General features: G+C 43.9%; 19 protein-coding genes and 1 other annotated feature. Of the genes, 3 read left to right on the top strand and 16 right to left on the bottom strand.

Translation table 11 applies throughout. From position 1 onward, the window contains the following. Positions 1 to 273: 273 nt before the first annotated feature. The 14 genes from EKM80_RS03835 to EKM80_RS03770 form a co-directional block, all read right to left on the bottom strand. Positions 274 to 1,473, bottom strand: a complete 1,200-nt coding sequence (locus tag EKM80_RS03835; protein ID WP_125551802.1) for a hypothetical protein — start codon at positions 1,471 to 1,473, stop codon at positions 274 to 276. 226 nt (positions 1,474 to 1,699) lie between these two features. After that, positions 1,700 to 2,326 (bottom strand): hypothetical protein, encoded by a 627-nt coding sequence (locus tag EKM80_RS03830; protein ID WP_125551801.1) that lies wholly within the window; start codon positions 2,324 to 2,326, stop codon positions 1,700 to 1,702. Between the two features lie 136 nt (positions 2,327 to 2,462). Next, positions 2,463 to 3,185 (bottom strand): gamma-glutamyl-gamma-aminobutyrate hydrolase family protein, encoded by a 723-nt coding sequence (locus tag EKM80_RS03825; protein ID WP_125551800.1) that lies wholly within the window; start codon positions 3,183 to 3,185, stop codon positions 2,463 to 2,465. 9 nt (positions 3,186 to 3,194) lie between these two features. After that, complete coding sequence (locus EKM80_RS03820; protein WP_125551799.1) at positions 3,195 to 4,805, bottom strand: peptide ABC transporter substrate-binding protein; 1,611 nt, start codon at positions 4,803 to 4,805, stop codon at positions 3,195 to 3,197. Between the two features lie 52 nt (positions 4,806 to 4,857). After that, positions 4,858 to 5,130: a binding site (T-box leader), on the bottom strand. Positions 5,131 to 5,295: 165 nt separating this feature from the next. Then, entirely contained in the window at positions 5,296 to 5,682 is a 387-nt protein-coding gene (locus EKM80_RS03815; protein WP_125551798.1) for a hypothetical protein, read from the bottom strand. Between the two features lie 21 nt (positions 5,683 to 5,703). After that, a complete protein-coding gene (locus EKM80_RS03810; protein WP_125551797.1) occupies positions 5,704 to 6,180 on the bottom strand; it encodes a GyrI-like domain-containing protein in 477 nt (158 codons plus the stop codon). 135 nt (positions 6,181 to 6,315) lie between these two features. Continuing rightward, positions 6,316 to 7,383, bottom strand: a complete 1,068-nt coding sequence (locus EKM80_RS03805; protein ID WP_125551796.1) for a helix-turn-helix transcriptional regulator — start codon at positions 7,381 to 7,383, stop codon at positions 6,316 to 6,318. A 503-nt stretch (positions 7,384 to 7,886) separates the two neighbouring features. Continuing rightward, positions 7,887 to 9,326, bottom strand: coding sequence for a glycoside hydrolase family 1 protein (locus EKM80_RS03800; protein ID WP_125551795.1), 1,440 nt, complete (start codon positions 9,324 to 9,326; stop codon positions 7,887 to 7,889). A gap of 20 nt (positions 9,327 to 9,346) precedes the next feature. Beyond that, positions 9,347 to 11,230, bottom strand: a complete 1,884-nt coding sequence (locus EKM80_RS03795) for a beta-glucoside-specific PTS transporter subunit IIABC (RefSeq protein WP_125551794.1) — start codon at positions 11,228 to 11,230, stop codon at positions 9,347 to 9,349. Positions 11,231 to 11,331: 101 nt separating this feature from the next. After that, positions 11,332 to 12,171, bottom strand: coding sequence for a BglG family transcription antiterminator LicT (licT, locus tag EKM80_RS03790; RefSeq protein ID WP_125551793.1), 840 nt, complete (start codon positions 12,169 to 12,171; stop codon positions 11,332 to 11,334). 228 nt (positions 12,172 to 12,399) lie between these two features. Beyond that, positions 12,400 to 12,690, bottom strand: coding sequence for a hypothetical protein (locus tag EKM80_RS03785; protein WP_125551792.1), 291 nt, complete (start codon positions 12,688 to 12,690; stop codon positions 12,400 to 12,402). Between the two features lie 183 nt (positions 12,691 to 12,873). Next, positions 12,874 to 14,052 (bottom strand): MalY/PatB family protein, encoded by a 1,179-nt coding sequence (locus EKM80_RS03780; RefSeq protein WP_125551791.1) that lies wholly within the window; start codon positions 14,050 to 14,052, stop codon positions 12,874 to 12,876. 113 nt (positions 14,053 to 14,165) lie between these two features. Beyond that, positions 14,166 to 14,465 carry a hypothetical protein gene (locus EKM80_RS03775; RefSeq protein ID WP_125551790.1) on the bottom strand — a complete coding sequence of 100 codons (300 nt, stop codon included), beginning with the start codon at positions 14,463 to 14,465 and terminating at the stop codon, positions 14,166 to 14,168. 281 nt (positions 14,466 to 14,746) lie between these two features. Beyond that, positions 14,747 to 15,055 carry a bacteriocin immunity protein gene (locus EKM80_RS03770; RefSeq protein WP_125551789.1) on the bottom strand — a complete coding sequence of 103 codons (309 nt, stop codon included), beginning with the start codon at positions 15,053 to 15,055 and terminating at the stop codon, positions 14,747 to 14,749. Between the two features lie 293 nt (positions 15,056 to 15,348). On the opposite strand from EKM80_RS03770, the gene EKM80_RS03765 reads away from it, so the two are divergent. The 3 genes from EKM80_RS03765 to EKM80_RS03755 are packed head-to-tail and all read left to right on the top strand — an operon-like array spanning position 15,349 to position 17,180. Next, entirely contained in the window at positions 15,349 to 15,726 is a 378-nt protein-coding gene (locus EKM80_RS03765) for a GntR family transcriptional regulator (RefSeq protein ID WP_125551788.1), read from the top strand. Beyond that, positions 15,719 to 16,429, top strand: coding sequence for an ATP-binding cassette domain-containing protein (locus EKM80_RS03760; protein ID WP_125551787.1), 711 nt, complete (start codon positions 15,719 to 15,721; stop codon positions 16,427 to 16,429). The genes EKM80_RS03765 and EKM80_RS03760 overlap by 8 nt, the downstream gene beginning before the upstream one ends. Beyond that, positions 16,422 to 17,180, top strand: a complete 759-nt coding sequence (locus EKM80_RS03755; protein WP_125551786.1) for an ABC transporter permease — start codon at positions 16,422 to 16,424, stop codon at positions 17,178 to 17,180. Before EKM80_RS03760 ends, EKM80_RS03755 begins: the two co-directional genes overlap by 8 nt. Positions 17,181 to 17,231: 51 nt before the next feature. Here EKM80_RS03755 and EKM80_RS03750 read toward each other — a convergent pair whose 3' ends face one another. Both EKM80_RS03750 and EKM80_RS03745 read right to left on the bottom strand, forming a co-directional pair. Continuing rightward, positions 17,232 to 17,813 (bottom strand): homing endonuclease associated repeat-containing protein, encoded by a 582-nt coding sequence (locus tag EKM80_RS03750; RefSeq protein WP_125551785.1) that lies wholly within the window; start codon positions 17,811 to 17,813, stop codon positions 17,232 to 17,234. 313 nt (positions 17,814 to 18,126) lie between these two features. Then, positions 18,127 to 19,731, bottom strand: a complete 1,605-nt coding sequence (locus EKM80_RS03745; protein ID WP_125551784.1) for an ABC transporter permease — start codon at positions 19,729 to 19,731, stop codon at positions 18,127 to 18,129. Positions 19,732 to 19,744: the final 13 nt, after the last annotated feature.

The following is a 19,744-nucleotide window of genomic DNA, read 5'->3' as shown; positions in this document are numbered from 1 at the left end:
GATCGATAAATGAATTATATTATTTCATCTGTCAACCATAAAGGGACTATAACAATCATGCTGGTCAGGCTTATTTATGTACAAAAAAACTAGTTGCCTTTTCCACGACAACTAGCTAAACAGCACGTCATCTACCTGCTAGGGAATGCGCTGTGCCGCGTTATTGTAGCACAAATCAGTTTAGCTTAGCAATAGCGAAATAATTAACTTAGTGTTAATTATTTAATTTGCGCCATTCAACCTACTTTAAGCGTTGTTTGCTGACCGTTGTCACTATTCTGTTGCGTGTGTTAACTGTGCCGTTAGCTCGTGGTTCACGTACCAACCAGTATCATTGCTTTGTGGATAAGCAGTGTAAATTTGACCGTCCGTGGCATAAGCAAAGCTCATCCCCACAGTCGTTGTCTGCGCCCAATCAAATTGAACAATATATGTTAGATCAATGGCCTGCCCCGTGGCCTGATTTTGGGCACTTTGGTCACGACGCTGAGCGATAACCGCTGGCATCGTTAATCCAGCATCTAGATCTGCATTTTCACTCAGCCAATCAGCGAAGCCTGCCGCACTATTAAATGGTGGTGTAACTGTTGCTGGTTGTTGCGCCGCGGCGAAAGTATTAACGGTCGGTAACGGCGTATAAAGTTTTTTCGTCGCACTAATTTGCATGGTGCTTTCTGGATCGCTAGTGGTTAAATTAGTGCTACTGGTCAAGTGATAACTGGTCACTGGCGCCGTGGCAATAAATTGCCGCTGATACTGCTGCGTTGTCAGCGCTGCCGCATTAGCATATTGATAGCCGCTAGATTGTTGGCGTAAGGTCAGCTGAACAGTTTTAGTCGCTGGCGCGTAAGTGAATGTGCCGTCAAATGCGCTTTTACCCACTTTTTCACCGTTAAATGTCGTTACCTGCCACGCCGCAAAGGTCCCATCAGCGTTAAAACTAATGCCAAATTTAGCTGGTTGCTCCCAAGTCGTTTGATCTAGTTTATGGACTGCTGCAGCTTGATACTTTTGCTTTTCCGTGCGGTAGTGTTGATTGTACGCCACAGTGGCTGTTGTCGTTGGTGTTAGTTGACCTTGCTTTGCGGTCACCAAATAACCGTTTTTAACGGTTATTTTTTGCCGGCGCGCTTCACTTTTAGTTAAGGCATTGTTTTTGTGTTGGCGTAGCGTTACTGGTGCTTGGCCTTGTTGATAGGCTGTCAGTGAAGCAAAAGTTTCATTAACCACCGCCGTCGTGTGCAAAACTAGCTGACCGTTATGCATTTGCTGCCACTTACCTTTAGCTGTGCTGCGGCTTATTTTTTTGTTAGTTGTGATTCGGTCCTGAACAAAGGTGCCATTTTTACGCAGGGTCAATGAATAGTTTGTGCCTTGATACGTTCCCACAAGTTGTTGTGCGCTCACGTTACTAGCGCCAATCAACAATGCCAGCACACTAATTAGCCATAGCCAACCTCTTTTTAGGCGCATGGTCAACGCCCCCTTTCTTTGCCTGTTACTATCTCAGTTTAATTGTAAGCGTTTTATCACCCTGATTCAATTACCATGTTCGCTAACCCCTATATTATTAAACTACGCATTTTATGGCGCTTAGTTTTTATAAAAAAGCTACTATCTAATTAAAGATAGTAGCTTCGACTCACTTCGCGTGATTTAATGACAGCACCTGAATATTTTTCAAAAAGCCTACCCGTTGTCACACAAACGGACCATTCAAAATATTATAGTAAGTTGTCGCTAGTGCAGCGTTATTGCCGCGGGTAAAGCGATACTGTGCATCGATTTCATAAGTTGCCAACTGTTCAACCAGCTCATTACTTTCGTCTGGTAACACAGGCCGCTGGCGATAAACGTATTCGTTTTTAGTCAAGGCCGTCAAAAAACTAATTTTGAAGCCATACCAGTAGCCGTAAAAATAAATATCCAGCAAATCCTTAATACCAAAGTCTGCGGTCGTTGCACGCTCAGCCGCCACCCACGGCGCTAATTTTTGATCAGCCAAGATTTGACCACGCAAGCGTGCAGCCATTAAATCATAATCGGTGGATTCTTCATTTTGCAGACGTTCCTTCAGGGTCCGGTAAATGCGCAACACTGAAACCTGCATTGTTCGCGTGTAATCAGGAATTTTGGTGGTCAATTCGGCCATCGGGATGCCTTGATCCTGCGCAATAAAATAATTATACGCCGCCTCGACGCCTAGTGACATTCCAGTGACGTAGACGTCGCTTAGCCGCGCAAAAATCTTTTTGAACAGTTGGCCATCCAAGTCATCGATCAGCGCTGCAAGGTCATGCTGTAAAGTAGTTAAGTCATTTTCCATTTGCTGAAGTCCTCCATGTTAACGTTTGCTTTTCAGTATAGCATGCGCTTGGACCTAGTAAAAGTCGTCAATAAACTTAGACAATGGTACAACCAGTTTTCAAGTAACCACAGCTGAAGTTGCAGCCCCCGCATATTTACGCTGTTGTCGCTTGGTTCACTAAGTCTTGAAAAACGACTAGCTGCCGCGGTTCATAATTCAGTAACATTTCGGGATGCCACTGGACGCCGCGCATTTGCGGGGTAACACCAGCAATGCTTTGGACTGCTTCAATCACGCCATCGCTAGCCCGCGCCACCACTTCCAGTGGGTTGGCAATTTGCTTGATGGCCTGTTGATGCAGTGAATTCACCAGCACTGAATCGCCAAAAGTATCTGCTAGCAAAGTGCCAGGCGCTAAATTAACGGTATGCGTTGGTTGGGTGTCCGCGGTGGGGATTTGCATGTGCTTTAAGCTAGGTTCAGTTCGGTAGCTTAAATTTTGGTATAAGCTGCCACCTAGAGCAACGTTCAATACCTGCATCCCGCGGCAAACGCCAAGTAACGGTTTCTGCGTTTTAGCAACAGCTTGGACTAAACTAATTTCAAATTGGTCCCGCACTAGCAAGGTCATCCCTAGCTTAGGCTGCGGTTCTTCACCGTACAAAATCGGTGTGACCCCCTGGCCGCCAGTTAGCAAGAAACCATCCGCCAGGACAACGTAGCGGTCAATGGCAGCTGGTTCAACTAACGGTAATCCACCAGCGGCTTTGATCGCCGTCAAGAAAAATTGAGGTACGTAGCTGGCGGGATGATGATGGAATACATTTTCCGCGAACTCATATTGATTGGCAACAATCGCAATAATTGGTTTTGTCATCTTATTCACCTACTTCACATCAACGTATTTGTAATTAACGATCGACCCAAATGGCGACAGATTCAAGCCACTAACATCCCCGCGCTGCAAGTACGTTACACCTGCTTGATAAACCGGTGCCAAGGCAGCATCTTGTTGGATCAATTGTTTTTCAGCAGCTTGCATTTTTTGCCAACGGGCGGTTGTATTAGTCGCTAAAGTACTGGTGATCGCGGTTAGCTTCTGATCATAACTGCTGTTTTGGTATTTAGAGAAGTTCAGGTCGCTGGCACTTTGATACAAGGACAAGAAGTCGACTGGGTCAGCGTAATCTGGTGCCCAAGTCCCAAAGGCTAAGTCGTAATTGCCAGCTTTTTCAGCAGCGATTCGTTGCGCCACGGGTACTGACTTTATGGAAATCGTAACTCCAGCTAAATTCTTTTCGATTTGACCTTGTAAATATTCGCCGACGTTTTTAGCTTGCGGCGTATCCGCTACGAGTAACTCTAAAGTAACTTTCTTCTTATTTAATTCTTTTTGGGCCAACTTCCAGTTAGCCTTGGCTTTACTTGGTGCGTACGTCAAAAATTGGCCAGTTGAATTGCGGTAATCTTTGCCGCTAGGTGATTTAGCAAAATTAGTTGGTATCAAGCCATTTAACGGTGTTGAACCATCCTTCAAAACGTTTTTGGTCAACGACTTTTTATTAAAAGCTTGGGCCAAAGCTAGCCGTAGATGGCGATTACTTGTGGTCGTCCGCTTGTTGTTAATACTGATATACCCAATCGTTGGTGTTGTCGCTTTATGCAAGACTTTTTTACCGGTATAACGTTGTAAATTACTGTCACCAAGCACCGCGTAATCAATCTGTTGATTATCGAACAAGTTGGCGGCAGTGGCGGACTCTTTGACCACTTGAATTGTGGCTTTGTCCAATTTCACATTCTTAGCGTCCCAATAGTTGGCGTTACGCACGTAGGTCCATTTGTCGTTGATGCCGGTCCAGCCTTTGACAATGAACGGTCCATTAGCAATGACGTGCTTAGCTGAAGTGCCGTACTTGGCGCCTTGAGCTTCGGCGTATTTACGGTTGATCGGCACAAAGGAAGCGCCAGTTAAATATTGCTTCAAATAAGGAACTGGCTGCGTTAAGGTCACTTGTAATTTATGACTGCTTAACGCTTTGACCCCTAGCTCACTAACCGATTTTTTGCCTGCCCGGACAGCGGCACCATTTTTAATGATATCAATTTGATAAGCGTTGCTGGATGCGGTTTTGGGATTTGCTAGCCGTTGCCACGCGTATACGAAATCATCCGCTGTAACTGCCGTACCGTTAGACCATTTGGCAGCGCGAATGGTAAATGTGTACACCGTTTTGGCCGCGTTGACTTGCGGCTGCCCAGTAACCATTCCCGGCACAACTTGATTCGTTTTGCCGTATGTATACAGCCCTTCCGCATACGCCTTGATGGCTTCAGTACTGACCGCCAAAGCATATTTGGTGCTGTCTAAACTCTCGATCGTCGCATTACTAGTACTATGAAATACGGTACTTTTAGCCGCCACTGAGCTGATTGGTGTTGCCGCCGCTAACAAAACTGCAACCGCCCCTAAGATAAATCCACGTCGATAATGCATCTAAATCCCCCCAAAATTTAAAAAATTGTATAAAAAAATCGCCCTAACCTTAAGTCAGGACGAGTTATTACCCGTGTTACCACCATCATTTGCCGCTACGTTATAATAGCGACCTCATCAGTTCAACTGCCTTAGCAAAACATGCTAGTCAAGCATTGCCGCAATCAGCGTAAACCGTGTCGCAATAACAGGCGATTCCTGTGCTATCTTTCATTCAATAGCGACTGCTCCGAGCTCATCTTCAGCCGCTAACACTAGTATCCTTACACCAATCGATACTCGCTGTATAGCACAAGCGACTTACTCTGCTCCTCATTGCTTTATTATTTAATTTTAATGATTACCATCACTTTAGAGCTTTTCCCCATAACTGTCAAGAACTAAATTTAATTAATTTAAGGTACTATTACTTATACTTATAATCAAAAATGAGGTCAGCTACAGGCCATTTTGCTGACACATGGCGCGGTAAACCAATGATCATTCCAGCTTAGTATTGCCCCTCAGACAATTTTTCACCGACAATAATGTGCGGACCAGTTGCCTCAATACTGTAGGCCCGCAACATATTAAGGTATTGTTGCTGCAAATTTCTCAGTGCACCATTAGCAGTAGCTTGCAGGCTTTGTTCCAACTGCGTTAACGTCTGCTGACCGGGTAAGATCACCAGCGTACGCTGATCTTGTGCGTAACGATTGGCTAATTGCTTAAGTTGCGCTGGATTGCTAAATAAGGACTCGCTATCCATTATAGCCGTTGCAGCCAGTTGCTCGCTTTTTTGGCGTAATTGTTCGCGGGTTAGATTATTATGGGTCAACACGGCGTCATTAAGAATCAAATGGGCGTGTGTTTGAAGTAATTCATCAAATGTAGTCATAAATCAAGCTCACTTTCTTGGTTAATTTAATGGAATTCGTACTTCAACTTCAGCGTTTTGCGGCTGACCGTTGCGTAAAATCTCCAAAAAGAAAGCTCGATTAACACTTAATTGTGGATTTTGCGGTAGAATTTCCGTGAAAAAGTCGCTGAGCAACTGGTCAAATAACGGGCGATCATAGCCACCCTGTGCGCGCATAACCACATAAGCACCAGCTGGCACCTGACGCTTCACCGCCGCAGGATCAGTAACAGTAGTATTAGCGCCAGCAAAATAATCTAGTTGCGTGGCCGTTACTGTGCTAAGTGCATAGCCATAATGATCGCGACTACCTTGCAGCAATGCTGAAAACTTGCCGCTACGGCCGAGTGTCTGAAAATGTTGTCCTTTCAACTCAGACACTGCCGCTGCATTGGTTGTGCTCAGCGCTGGTAGTGTCGTTGCATAGCCCGTTAAATTGAGTTCAGAAAATTGTTGTACGGTATAAGTTGTTGTCATGGTTTCAACCTGCTTTCTAATGATTACGGTTACACATTATCTTCCAGTATACGATGAACATTGCCAAAACGATAGGTCAACTTAGATGAAATGTCGCTAGAAACTTAAAGCAACGCAACGCTTTGTCTATTCCAATCAGTCATACTGCTCAAAGGTAGCCTTAACCTCTTGCTTAAATCGTTTAACAAAATCCGATGGATAAATTAACTCAATTTCTTTACCTTGACTCATTAACCACATGGTCGCACCTTTTTCATAGGCCCGTGCTTGAATAATGATCGCCGGCGAATTAGGCTTGCTTATAATCTTAGCGCCTGGGAAACGATCCAAGGCAATTTGCGGTGGGATCCGACAAATAAATCTGAACGTTGTCAGTTGGCCCATTGCTAGCAAAACGGCCTCGTGTCGGAATTCTTTCAACTTAAAATGCGTATCAAGGTCCAACTGCTCACCGGCCGTAATTTTTTGAATTTCCGTAATACGATCTAACCGAAATAATTTGGGCTGCGCTTCATTAGCATAGCGCATGACAACATAAAAGTAGCTCACATCAAAAAATATCGTTTCCGGCTGGGCATTATGTAATTGGGCAACGCTGGCAGCAGCTCCTTTTTTATACATAAACACCAAGCGCTGATGCTTAGCAATGGCATCCAGAATCTGCCCTAAGTAACCTAATAATTGAGGATATTTCAGTGGTTCATAGCTGCCGATTGCCCGACTGATTGCTTTATCAAAGCGTTGCTGCTGATTGGGGGTTAGCGTTACTTTTAATGTGTCTAACACTTGCTGTAATTCGTTTTCTACAGTGAGATGCCCCTTTTTAAAAGCACGACTAGCAATGATAATTTGTGCAATGGCAATAGCGTTAACAAGTCCAGTTTCCACATTTTCAGCAGCTAATTGATATTCATAACGTTGATTAATATCCGTATCAGCATAAGCTTTGCGGTAAAGTTTGAGCTGAAAGCCGGTTTCCTTCAACCCATTTTTAATGTGCGCTAAATCACGTTGGAACGTACGATCACTCTGTGCGGGATCATACTTGACCCCATTTTTTTGCTTTTGCTCACTTAGCTCCTTCATGTACGCCTCACGCCATTTAGCTCGGGTAAACTTTTCCCCTTGCTCTAATCGTAACAACAAATTAACTACGCGTTTAATACTATCCCCGCTACTAACTTTTTTCCCTTGAGCAACCATACAAACACCCTCCTTAATTAATTAGCTTCGATAAGTTTATTATACGCAAACAATAAGACGTAATATAGCGCTTTCTTTAATTACTACGACTTTTTTTACCTATAACAGCGCTTGACTAACAAAATTTATTCTGGTCGCTTGACCAGAGCTTAAGCTGCACCAAACCGCTAACTTTTTTAAATTAAAAAAACCGCTGTTAAGTTGATAACAAGGCGGTTTACGCAAGACAGTTTCATTTAGTTCCTTTTGATCAGAAAAATACTTCAGCTACCAAAATGGGTATGTGCAAGTTACCTATTTTAGCGTAAGTTAAGTACCTTAATTTTAATTTATTCTCAGCCCAGCCAAATACGCACATTATGCTCAAAATTAATGGCATCAATTGAACCTAATTTTTTTGGTTGCTCGCTAATTAAGTTAAACTAGTTACCGGTACTTTGCGTAGTTTATATATTAGGCACAAAAAAACTGCATCCAGACAGATGCAGTTTGCCAATATTATTTTACAGCTTTGCCCCATTACTCTGAATCACTTGTTGGTACCAGCTGAATGACTTCTTCGGGTAGCGATTTAACGTACCTTGTCCATTATCATCTAGATCAACATAAATGAAGCCATAGCGTTTTGACATTTGACCAGTTGATGCACTAACAAGATCAATACAGCCCCAAGGTGTGTAGCCCATTAAATCGACACCATCATCTACCGCGCCAGCCATAGCCTCAATATGCTTGCGTAAATAGTCGATACGGTAATTATCATTAACTTGGTGATCGGCGCTAATTTCATCTTTGGCACCAAGACCATTTTCAACAACAAAAAGTGGTTTTTGATAACGTTGATACATTTCGTTCAAAGCAATTCGTAAGCCAGTGGGATCAATCTGCCAGCCCCAATCGCTTGCCTTTAAATAAGGATTCTTGACGCCGCCAATCAAGTTGCCGCTAGCTTTGTCTTGAGTTTCGCCAGTGACATCGACGGTGGCTGACATATAATAACTGAAGCCAATATAGTCGACTGGATTAGCCTTGAGTAACGCTAATTCGTCCGCTGTGGTATCCAAATCGTTAAAGCTAAAACCATATTGCTGCAGTAGACTTTCGGTATAGCTTGGGTAAGCACCGCGAACTTGAACATCCCCACAAAATTGGTTAAACGCCTGGTTTTGTTTCAATGTGGCCAACTGATTGACTGGGTTGGCGTTGTAACTATATGTCGTTGCGTACAGCAACATACACCCTACCTTTAAGGTTGGATCCAACTGATGGCCAATTTGTACCGCTTTAGCACCAGCAATAAACTGATTATGCCACGCCTGATAAATATTTTGCATATCATTGGCCCCATTACTGGCAACTAAACCTTGTCCCATCACTGGAAAATGCAATGCGCTATTGATTTCATTGAACGTCATCCAATATTTGACCTGCTTATAGTAACGCGTCAACACTGTACGCGCAAAACGTTCATAAAAACCGATCAATTGCTTGTTTTTCCAACCACCATAAGTCGTCACTAAGTTCAATGGCATTTCATAATGGGAAATAGTGATCACTGGCTGGATATTATACTTAAGGCATTCCGCGACGATCTGGTCGTAGAATTCTAAGCCAGCTGCGTTAGGCTCCGTCTCGTCACCTTGTGGAAAGATCCGCGACCAAGCAATTGAAAAACGATAGCATTTAAAACCCATTTCAGCAAACAAAGCAATATCTTCACGAAAACGATGATAATGGTCAATACCTGCATGGTTAGGGTAAGTGTATTGGTCTGGTTTTAATTGCCAGTCAAAATCAGGCTGATTGGCAATTTTAAAACGTTCTGGCCCACCTGGTAAGGCGTCAGCAATTGATAAACCTTTACCACCTTCACGATAACCACCTTCAAGCTGGTTAGCGGCAGTCGCACCACCCCATAAGAATCCTTTAGGAAATTTTGACATTTTCAGCACTCCTTCTTTTATTAAATAACGTACAGTGCAACATCATCTTTCGATACAACTGTTTTATCAGTTGACTCGACGGCAACAAATTCCTTCGTGTTGGTAACAACTAATGGTGTTGTAATATCGTAACCAGCTTGCTTAATTGCTGCCAGATCAGCCTCCATCAACAAATCACCTTGCTTAACATGCTGGTCGGTTTGAACATGCTGTGTAAATGGTGCTCCTTTTAAGTTTACCGTATCTAGGCCACAATGGATCAATAATTCCACACCGGAATCACTTTTGAGACCAATTGCGTGTTTAGTTGGAAAAACAGTCACAACAGTACCAGAAAACGGCGCGTAAATTTTGCCATCCTGCGGAATAATGGCTACCCCATCACCCAGCATCTTTTGCGCAAAAGTATCATCGGCCACACTTTCCAAATTAATAACTTCTCCGGCCATTGGACTGTAAATTTTAGTTGTCGCTTGGCTACCAGATGCAACTTCTTCGTTGACTGCAGTCGTAGTTGCGCCGGCCGTGGCCAATGCTGGTTCTGGTTCTTCATCAATACCGAAGATCCAAGTCAAAACAAAGGTGATCACAAATGAAGCAATTAAAACGATCAATGCATCAATAAAGTTGGCGTTCTGGCCCTTAACGATAAATTGTGGGATAGAAATAACGGATGGTACCGCGAAGGCAACGGATTTCAAGTTGACGATCCCCATGAATAGGCCCGTGATAGCACCAGAAATCATTGCGGCATACAACGGCTTTTTATATTTTAACGTGACCCCGTATAAAGCTGGTTCGGTTACCCCAGCCAATAAGGCGGAAATACTAGCAGCACCGGCGATCTGTTTCGTATTTTTGTTCTTAGCTTTAAACATTACTGCTAAACTAGCAGCGCCTTGCGCAATATTAGCAGCTAACATCGCTGGTAATATTAAAGAATCAGGATGGGCCAACGAAGCAGCCAAGAAAATTGGTGAAAAAGCCCAGTGCATCCCGGTCATAACGATCAATGGCATAAAGGCAGCCATCAATGGCATTGCTAACCAACTAGCTCTTGCCTGAACAAACAAGATGATGGCAGATAATAAATCACCGGCGTAAGTTCCTAATGGCCCGACAATAACTAATGCCAATGTCCCAGAAACAAAAATGACCAATAGTGGTTTTAAAATACTTTTAATGGAGGTTGGACAAATTTTGTCGATACCCTTTTCGATATACTTCATCAACCAAACCATAATCAGAATCGGAATAACTGATGATGAATAGTTAGCCAAAGTTACTGGTAAACCCATGAAGTGGACACTTTTACCTGCTGTTACCATGGCCGTAAAATTAGGATGGATCATAATTGCAGCAATCGTAACTGCTAACATTGGTGTCACTTTAAAGTAGTTGGCCGCCGTGTAAGCTAACATAATTGGTAAGAAATAAAATGGTGCGTCACCGAAAATATTCAAAATAGCGTAAGTTTGCCCTTTAGTGCTCAACCAACCTAAAAGTGGCAATAAAATCAAGATTACCTTGATCATCCCGCCGCCAATCAACGCCGGAATCAATGGTGACATACAGGAAGAAATGAAACTAGCAAACCGGCTAAATAAATTGACCTTTTGCTGCGGTGCTTCTGCTGCGGCAGTACTACCATCATCAGTGAAGTCACCCATTTTTGCTAACTCGTCGTAATAATTAGCCACATCATTACCGATAATAATCTGATACTGACCAGACTGGTGATTAACGCCGACCACGCCGGGAATTTGTTTCACCTTTGCGTCATCGACAATACTTTCGTCATGTAATTGAAAACGAAGCCGAGTCATACAATGAATCAACGATACAATATTACTTTTAGTGCCCACGGCGTCATAAATTGCTTGGGCGGATGCTGCATAATCCATATTGACATCTCCTAATATTATTATAATGGTAGAAAAAGAGCATAACCGAAACACACCGTATTTAACGGCGGTTTAGGTCATGCTCAATTAAGATCACATTCCTATAGATTTTTAATTAAACGATTGATATGAACAGTTAAATAAAGTAACTCGGTGCTACTGATCTCATAATTATAGCTTTTTTGAACAAAAGCTTGCACTTGCTGGGCGCAGGCAAACGCCTTAGTGTAACGCTGCTTAATGACCACTAGTAAGTCATCATCATCGTCTTCATAGTGCTTACCGGCCAACAAACGCTGGGCAAAAAATTTCAAATGAGTAATGAAGCGATAGTAATTTAACGACGTCTCATCAAATTCAGTATGAAAATAAGCTTTAACCGTATCCTCGATTTCCTTGACGATTTTAGTTACGTCATAAGCAAGATTCTGGCCGTTACCGTTTTCAACTTCAGCATTAACAAAATGCAAAGCAATAAATGCGGCTTCGTCGTCCTCCAACTCAATACCTAAATCATTTTTGATCACGGCCAATGCTTTTTGACCGACAGCATATTCATCTGGGTAAAAACGCGCAACATCCCATTTTAGTGGATTACGCAACGTAATACCCTCATGCTTTTGCTTAATTGTATTGTGCATGTGATCGGTCAAATTAACGTAAATGATTTCGTTGAACTGTTTACCTAATTTCAGCTTGGCAAAATTGATTACTTTTTCAGCCATCATGATTTCGGCCATTGGCACGTCAATCACCAAGTCGGTAAATTTGTTCAAAGTATCCTTGTCCTTAATGATAAAGGTTTTCTCTACCTTATCAAGAATTATATCTTGACCTTTTTTCTTACCGAAAGCGATGCCTGGCCCCATAAGCAAGACATCTAACCCATTTTGATTAACCGAAATTGCGGTATTGTTGTTTAGTACCCCTTTGATTTTCACGCTACGCTTAACCTCGCTCCAAAAAAAGACTTACCTGTGCTAGCCACAAAAAGCCCTAGCCACAAATAAGTCATGCTCAAAAATTTGATAACACCTTATAATTTAATTCATATTCATTTTTAAAACTCGCTCGTGCTTACCCCAACGTAATAACACCACGACTACTTAATTAATGTTACCACGATTGTATGCGTTGTCAACAGCAATTATTGATTTTTATACAGTACCCTACTTCGATTGCGCCAGTGTCGGGACATCGTAGGCACAAAAATCAACCACTAAACAGTAAAATAACGTGCTACCAATATTCATGTGTGTACCGCCGTAAAATAGTAAAGAACAGAATCCAATCGTGACAATCACCACGCCGGCAGCCAACCAGCCATTATGGTAGTAACGTAACCATTTAGCCTCTGAACCACTGCCGCTGTTGCGTTGATTGCGCCGATACAGCAACCATAAAATCACCGATTGCCCAATTAGAAAAAGTGCCAAAATAATGATCATTAATAACTTCATATAGTCGTTCACTCACTTCATTAAATTTTCGCTGATTTTCCTATTATAAAAAGTCAGCAAAGTGAAAGCAAGTGATTTTGCTTAGAAGTTTTGCGTTGATTTACAGACGTTTTCATGAAATCGATAACGATTTCTACGCGTTTTTATTTAGCTACGGCGCGCTGTCAACACCTGTAATGTAAGTTAAGCTTCCTGCTGAAAGGCGCTTACCCCAGCAACTAAGCGGTTCAGCGCATCCTGCAATTCTGCCGTCGGGCAGGCCGTACTAAGCCGCAAAAATTGACTGCCATTGCCGCGATAAACATTGCCGGGCGTCAGTAATAGCCCTGTATGCGCCTGTAAATAAGTGGCCAGGGCCGCACTATCTGTTGTTAGCGCGCTCACATCTAGCCACAACAAATAAGTGGCATTCGCTGAAGCTAGTTTGATTTGCGGTAATTGCTGCGTCAAACACTGCGCCACCAACTGCCGATTACTGGTTAACTTTTGTTTCAACGCCGCTAGCCAGCTGGCACCTTGGCTATAAGCGGCAATACTACCTGTAACTGCCAGTAAGTTAGGCGCGCTTAAGCCGTCGTTTTGCAAAGCAAGGCCGAGCTGTGCCTGAAGATTGGTGTCCGCTGTGATCACGGTTGCGGCGTGCAATCCAGCTAAATTGAAGGTTTTTGACGGCGAGACCAACGCCACTACCTTAGACTGTGCTGCTGCTTTTAATTTAAATACGGGCGTATATGCTGGTGTGCCTAACACCAAGTCGCCATGGATCTCATCACTGACTAATAGGACCTGATACTGTTGGCACAGCGCGATGATATGCTCAAGTGTTTCCGGCGACCACGCTTGGCCAATTGGATTGTGTGGGTTGCACAAAATCATGATCGTGCTCCGCGGATCGGCGAGTTTAGCGGCTAGATCCACCCAATCAATTTGATAACGTTGCTGCTGGCGGTCATATTGCAGATCACTAGACAAGGCGTGTCGACCATTAGCCGCAATCACATTGAAAAATGTGTTGTACACAGGGGCCTGTACCACCACGTTATCACCGCTATTGCTGAAATGGCGCAGTAGTGACGCTAACGCTGGAATCACACCTGTGGCAAATTGTAGCCAAGTCGGCGCTAATTTAGTTTGATGCTGGTTGGCGTACCACTGCGCGACTGCCGTATAATAGGCTGGCGGTACTGATTCATAACCAAAAACGCCACTGGCCACCTTAGCCTGCATCGCTGCGATGATTGCCGGTGCTGTTTTAAAGTCCATATCGGCGATGGTCAGCGGTAACTCATCGGTCGCCACCTGCCACTTGATTGCCGCTGTTTGTCGGCGCTGAATTAAAGTATCAAAGTCAAAGTCACTCATGTAGTCGTCCTCCTTATTGTCATAGTCACCATAGCACAACCCGCGCAACGACACAAAAAACAAGCCCTCTGAATCAGAAAACTTGCCAAGTCAATCGATTATTTAGTTAATGTCTACTCTATCCCTGGAGTCGAACAATGGTGTTCATCCGGCTTACCTTGCGACTGGGCTTTTTTCAAATAAGCAAAATACTGCTCCGTTACCGCGTGCCGTTCTTTCGTGTTCAAATCGGAAAAACAAACCGCTGCTTGATATAAGTCACGGTCGTCAATGTATTTTTCACCACGATAAGCCGCAACGGTTATGATCAATTTAGCAATGGCTGCAAGCGGATCCCGCTGATGTTGCCGACACAAGTAGGTGACAACGGTATTGATGGCTAGGTGATTCAACAGTGCATCAGTTTCTTGCATATTATCTTTTGGCCTCCCTCGTCCTTTAACGGAAACAATATAACACAAAAATTGGCTAGGTCAAGCGTCAGTGAGCGTTACCAAACCAGGTGATTCCTGAAATTCATCAGTGGCCTAATGTTAGTAAATTGGTTCACCAACAGCTGAATCGGTTACATCAAAATTGGTCTAGATAAAATTAGTCCACAAAATAAGTCTATAAAATATTTTAATAACAATTAGAATACAATTAACTACGTACTTTAGCCGCAAAAATGCCTAACTTACCGCAATATTTTCTGTCAAAACCAGATTGGCAACAACATTGCCGCTGCGGCAGTAGCATCATATTTAAGCGCTAGCCCTTTTATTTGTTGCTGCAATACCACCGCTGCGGCGGGAAAATCCTGCTGGTGCTGCCAATAGTACAGCGCAAGTGCCTTGCATAATTTAGCCGCCACTAATTGATAGTCACCGGTTTTATCCAACTGGGTCGCCGCTTTTAATAAAATTTGTTGCAACGCTGGCTGCTGTTTAACCACCGCATCCCCATACGCCGCGCTGATTTGATCCAACATTTGTGTCACCTTAACTTGCTGTTTAGCCCGCATCGTTTTCTGCCTCCTTTCAATCTAGATTAGTCTATAGTCTTAATATACGCTAAAAAATAGGTCATCACTTTAAAAAAGCTAGTCCGCCACCAAATAAAAAACTTGCCAATCAGGTGCACTAGCATTATAGTGTAATAGAAAGCTAATACACTTGATCAAGACACAGGTGCTACTTAACCCTGCGGCTATGCAGAATTTGACTAGCGCACCGGCAGTACTGGTCAAAACCAGTACACCGTAAACAACTTAAGCAAAATATAAATCCCCAGCAGACGCAAGTTAGGAGGCTTACCATGCAATTTAATGATAAGGTACCAATTTATTATCAGATCAAGCAATATGTTTACCGTGAGATCATCGTCGGTCACCTGACTGCTGGCCACCAGCTACCGACGATTCGCCAATTAGCGGTAACCCTAACCGTCAACGTGAATACGATCCAGCGCGCATTAAGCGAACTGATCAAGGAAAACGTGATCATACCACAGCGCGGTAAGGGCAACTTTGTCACTACCGATCAAACTATTCTAACGGCGCTAAAGCAACAAGTCATTACCAGCGAATTTGACCAGCTTTATGACAATTTGGCCGCGTTAAACATTCCACCAGCAACCATGGTTCAACAGCTTCAAATCTATATTGACCAGCGAAAGGATGACCAACATGACTGAACTTCTAAACATTAAAAACGTGACTTATAAATTAAATTTAGCCAGTATTTTGACCACCGTCAGTTGTACCGTTCCCACTGGCAGCATCGTCGGCTTACTCGGAGCAAACGGCGCCGGCAAAACAACCCTGATGCGTATCATCAGTGGCATTGCGCAAGGTTATCACGGCAGCGTCGCCATTAACGGCGAGACCCGCGCGGCGGACCGCAAACGCCTCGTCAGCTTTAGTCATCAATTGGACGGTGCCAACAATCGCGCCCATTTAGGCCAAATTGTCCACGACTATCAGACGCTGTACCCAGATTTTGATCAATCCGCCTACCAACAATTGGCCGATTTTCTCGAATTGGACAGCAAAAAGCGCCTCGGCCAATTGTCCAAAGGTAACCGCAAAAAATTTGTTATCGCCTTGACCTTGGCCCGCCAAGTGCCTTTGTACCTATTAGATGAACCGTTTGATGGTATTGATGGCATGAGCCGGAAGAAAATTATCGCCAGCATTCTTAAATGGAAGCCCGACGATGCAACGATCTTGATCAGTGATCACCACGTCGATGATATTGCCAACTTATTAGACGCTGTCATTGTACTCAAAGATCAAAAAGTAGTGGCCACCGCACAAGCTGATACGATTCGCCAACAAGGCCAAAGTATCGAAGACTATTACGAAAATATTTATACTGGAGGCGAACAACATGACTAAATTCTGGCCACTTTTGTTCAATTTATTTAAAAAGAAAAGCCGCAGTGTCTACATGGTTGTCGGCCTACAACTGATTGGCGCCATTATTGCTGTGGTCAACTTACTGTTTCATCAAACCTACCAAGTTGCCGCACCCGCTGGCTTTATGGGAACATTTGGCTTTTTAGCTGGTTTAATTCTCTTTATTTTATTGGCGCGCAATACCGAGCAAGTCTGGACCAGCAATACTTACCGGCTACTGCCAACAACTGACTTCAAGTTATATTTAGCTAATCTTTGCTCAACTGCACTAAGCTTTTTATATTTTCTGCTTATCCAAGTGCTACTGCTTGGTCTTAGCAGCTTGACCCTACTGAATCAATTAGGCGACATCAACTTATCCGCCAGCAGCTGGACCTATTTTGTCAGTGGTGTGATCACCTTGTTAGCACTCGTCTTGTACGGTTGGGCGCTAATTTCCTTGATCCACTTATTAGGCCGCACCATCAGTACTTGGTTGCCGGTTGTCCGCTCCCGCTTTATTATCACCGTTTTCTATATTATCGTCGCCATGATCGTGTTGAAGATCATGTCTCTAGCCGGCGACTTATTAGAAAAGCTACTGGTTCCACTGTATAGCGGCCAAATGGCGACTGGCGTTACTGCCAGCATGTACAGCCTGAGTGGTGTCTGCGCCGTCTTAATCATTGTTTTCTCCGCGATCAACATTTTCCTATTGAAAAATCGCGTGGAACCTAACCAAACTGCTTAAAACAAAGGAGCAACCCAGCATAACGATCTGCTGAGTTGCTCCTTTGTGATATTATTGAATTTTAATTGCCGCCATAAATGCTGCCCACGAGCCAAACAAACGCTTAGCTGAAGCATAGTGCCGGAATTCATAGGATTTCGGTAAATGCCCTAAATCGCTAGCCTGTTCAATGTAAGCTGCAATCATTTTTTCCTTGGTAGTGGTAGACTGTCGTGGCTTTTTCACCAGTGAATCTTCAATACCTTGGCTGATCAAGAAATTATGCCACGAGCCAAAATGTACCACGACTAAATGATAGTTACGAAATTCAGTTGATTTTGGTACGCGCTTTTGTTGCTTGATTTGTTGTTGTAATTCATTTGCCAACCTTTTCCGCTGGACTTCTGCATCTATTTTCTTCGGTGTTAGTGTCGATAACTGCCGTGCATAAGCCAATGTCGACGCGGACTCTGCCACTTTACTTAGCGCTTGGGCCAAACCTAATGGCATCTCGCTCATCGGCTTGGCTTTACGCTGGTAACTCGCTACCGTACCGGCCCGCACGCCAGCTAAACTGCTGATTGCTTGTAACTGAATCGACTCATCGAACAGTAATTGGGTGATGCGGGTAATATTAATGATACACTCTGTCACTGTTTTCTCGCTCCATCTAACGTTTAGATAGTTCAACGCAATTGTTATTATGACATAGTTAGCTGTCGAATACCATGCAACGTTGCTTAAGAAATGACAAAATATGTCGTAAATATTTGTAAAATAACAAACAATCGGTTGCGCCGCGCGCCAGTAATTCATTTTTAGTGTACCGTCAATCACAATTGTGCACAATAAAGTAACGTCATAGCCTTAGCCGGTCCGGATAACATGATGTTACTGCTTCCACCTAACTCGGTCGGCCGCATATTTACTTTACGGCTTGATTGTCCTTAATGGTAGCTTCTGCACCTTAAATTAAATCGCGGCGTTGGTAGCCAAGATCGCCTAGCACGAGCAACACGATGCCCAGCACGGTAATCGTCGCAAAGGTAGGCCCATTAAATTGTGCAACGGGTAACCGCGGCAACCAAGTTTGGACGGCCGTTTTCGTGAACCAATCTGGCAAGTTTAAAATACCACCAAAATAGTTTAGTGCAAACGAATAGCCTAAATAGAGGTAAGCAATTTTACCGAGTCGCGGCGCCCAACCTAGTGCTAACGCCGCTAAACCAGTAACAAATAACACCACTGGCCAACCGCTAAAGCCAGCCGCCAAGAAGTCAAACAAGGTCATTTTGGAAGTAGCGCCAATTGCGGCTAAGGCGGTCGCACCTAAGCTACCAGCCGCTAACGCTACGCCCAGCACACCAGCTACCAGCGCTAAACTCACGTTAGTCCAATATAGTTTACGCCGACTCACCTTGGTTACATATAATTGACTCAGATGCAAGCGCGTTTCTTCAGTAAATAATTTGTTGACGATGGCAATCGGTAAAATTGCCGCCAAATCGACTAACACGACGATGATCGTACTGGTGAATGACGCCTCGATCGACGTATGGGTGGCCGCAAACATCTGCTTCATTAGCGCATTACTCTCCAAGAATGACTGCATATCGCCATAAATTGACCCATACGCCATCCCCAGCAACACTAAAGCCACCATCCAGCTGATGATCGTACCCCGATTTAATCGCAAAAACAGGCCAGGCACCGACAATAAGCCAGACTTAGCTGTGGCGCGGCCGGCACGCTCAGGTAAATAACCGACGCCAACATCCCGCCGTCCCTCTAGTACAAATGCCACTACGACTAGCACTAAACTGACTAACAGCCCATAAACTAAGGGCGCCCAATTGTTATCGGTGAACGGAAAGGTCAAATATAACCAGCCCAGCGGATTGAACCATGACCATGTCACATTGGACACATCAGTTCCCGCGCGCACCACATACAATAGACCGACCAACCCTAGCGTTGCCCCACTCGCGCCACCAGAAGTCGGCATAATTTGGGCAAATAATAACGCCAACGCCGCACCAAGAATACCGGCTAAACCCAATGCGCCGCCAAACAGTAGCGCTCCCGGCAGCGAAATTGAAGCAACCCTGAAACTAACCATCACACCAGCAGTTAATAGCGCTAACAAAAGATTAATAAAAATGGTTTCCACAATGACCGCTAAAGAATTGGCTTGCCGGCCGACGCGAAATGACTGGACCAACTCGGTTAAACCGAAATCCTCTTCCTTACGTGTATGACCGACCACATGTAAAGCGGCCACAATCATGGCAAATAACCCACAAAACAGCAACATTTCTTGCCCATACATGGCACCAATCGTGTAGTCCGCAGCATTTTTTATTGGCGTCGGTCCAACAATTGAGATCATCGCTGGATTTTTCATAGTCGTGTACATCGTAGGCAACCCGCTACCCTTAGCGATTTCCTTAAATGCCGGCACATAAGCACTGGCAAATAATCCCAGTCCCAACACCCAGATCACAATTTTACGCCAATCACGCTTCAAATATTGGCGCAACAATACCGTCCACAGCGCAAACTTTTCATTCATCAACTTCACCTCC

The organism is Loigolactobacillus jiayinensis (genome assembly GCF_003946445.1).
Taxonomy (GTDB): Bacteria; Bacillota; Bacilli; order Lactobacillales; family Lactobacillaceae; genus Loigolactobacillus; species Loigolactobacillus jiayinensis.
The sequence above is the reverse complement of the archived record's forward strand: the minus strand, read 5'-3'. Positions and strand labels throughout refer to the sequence as shown.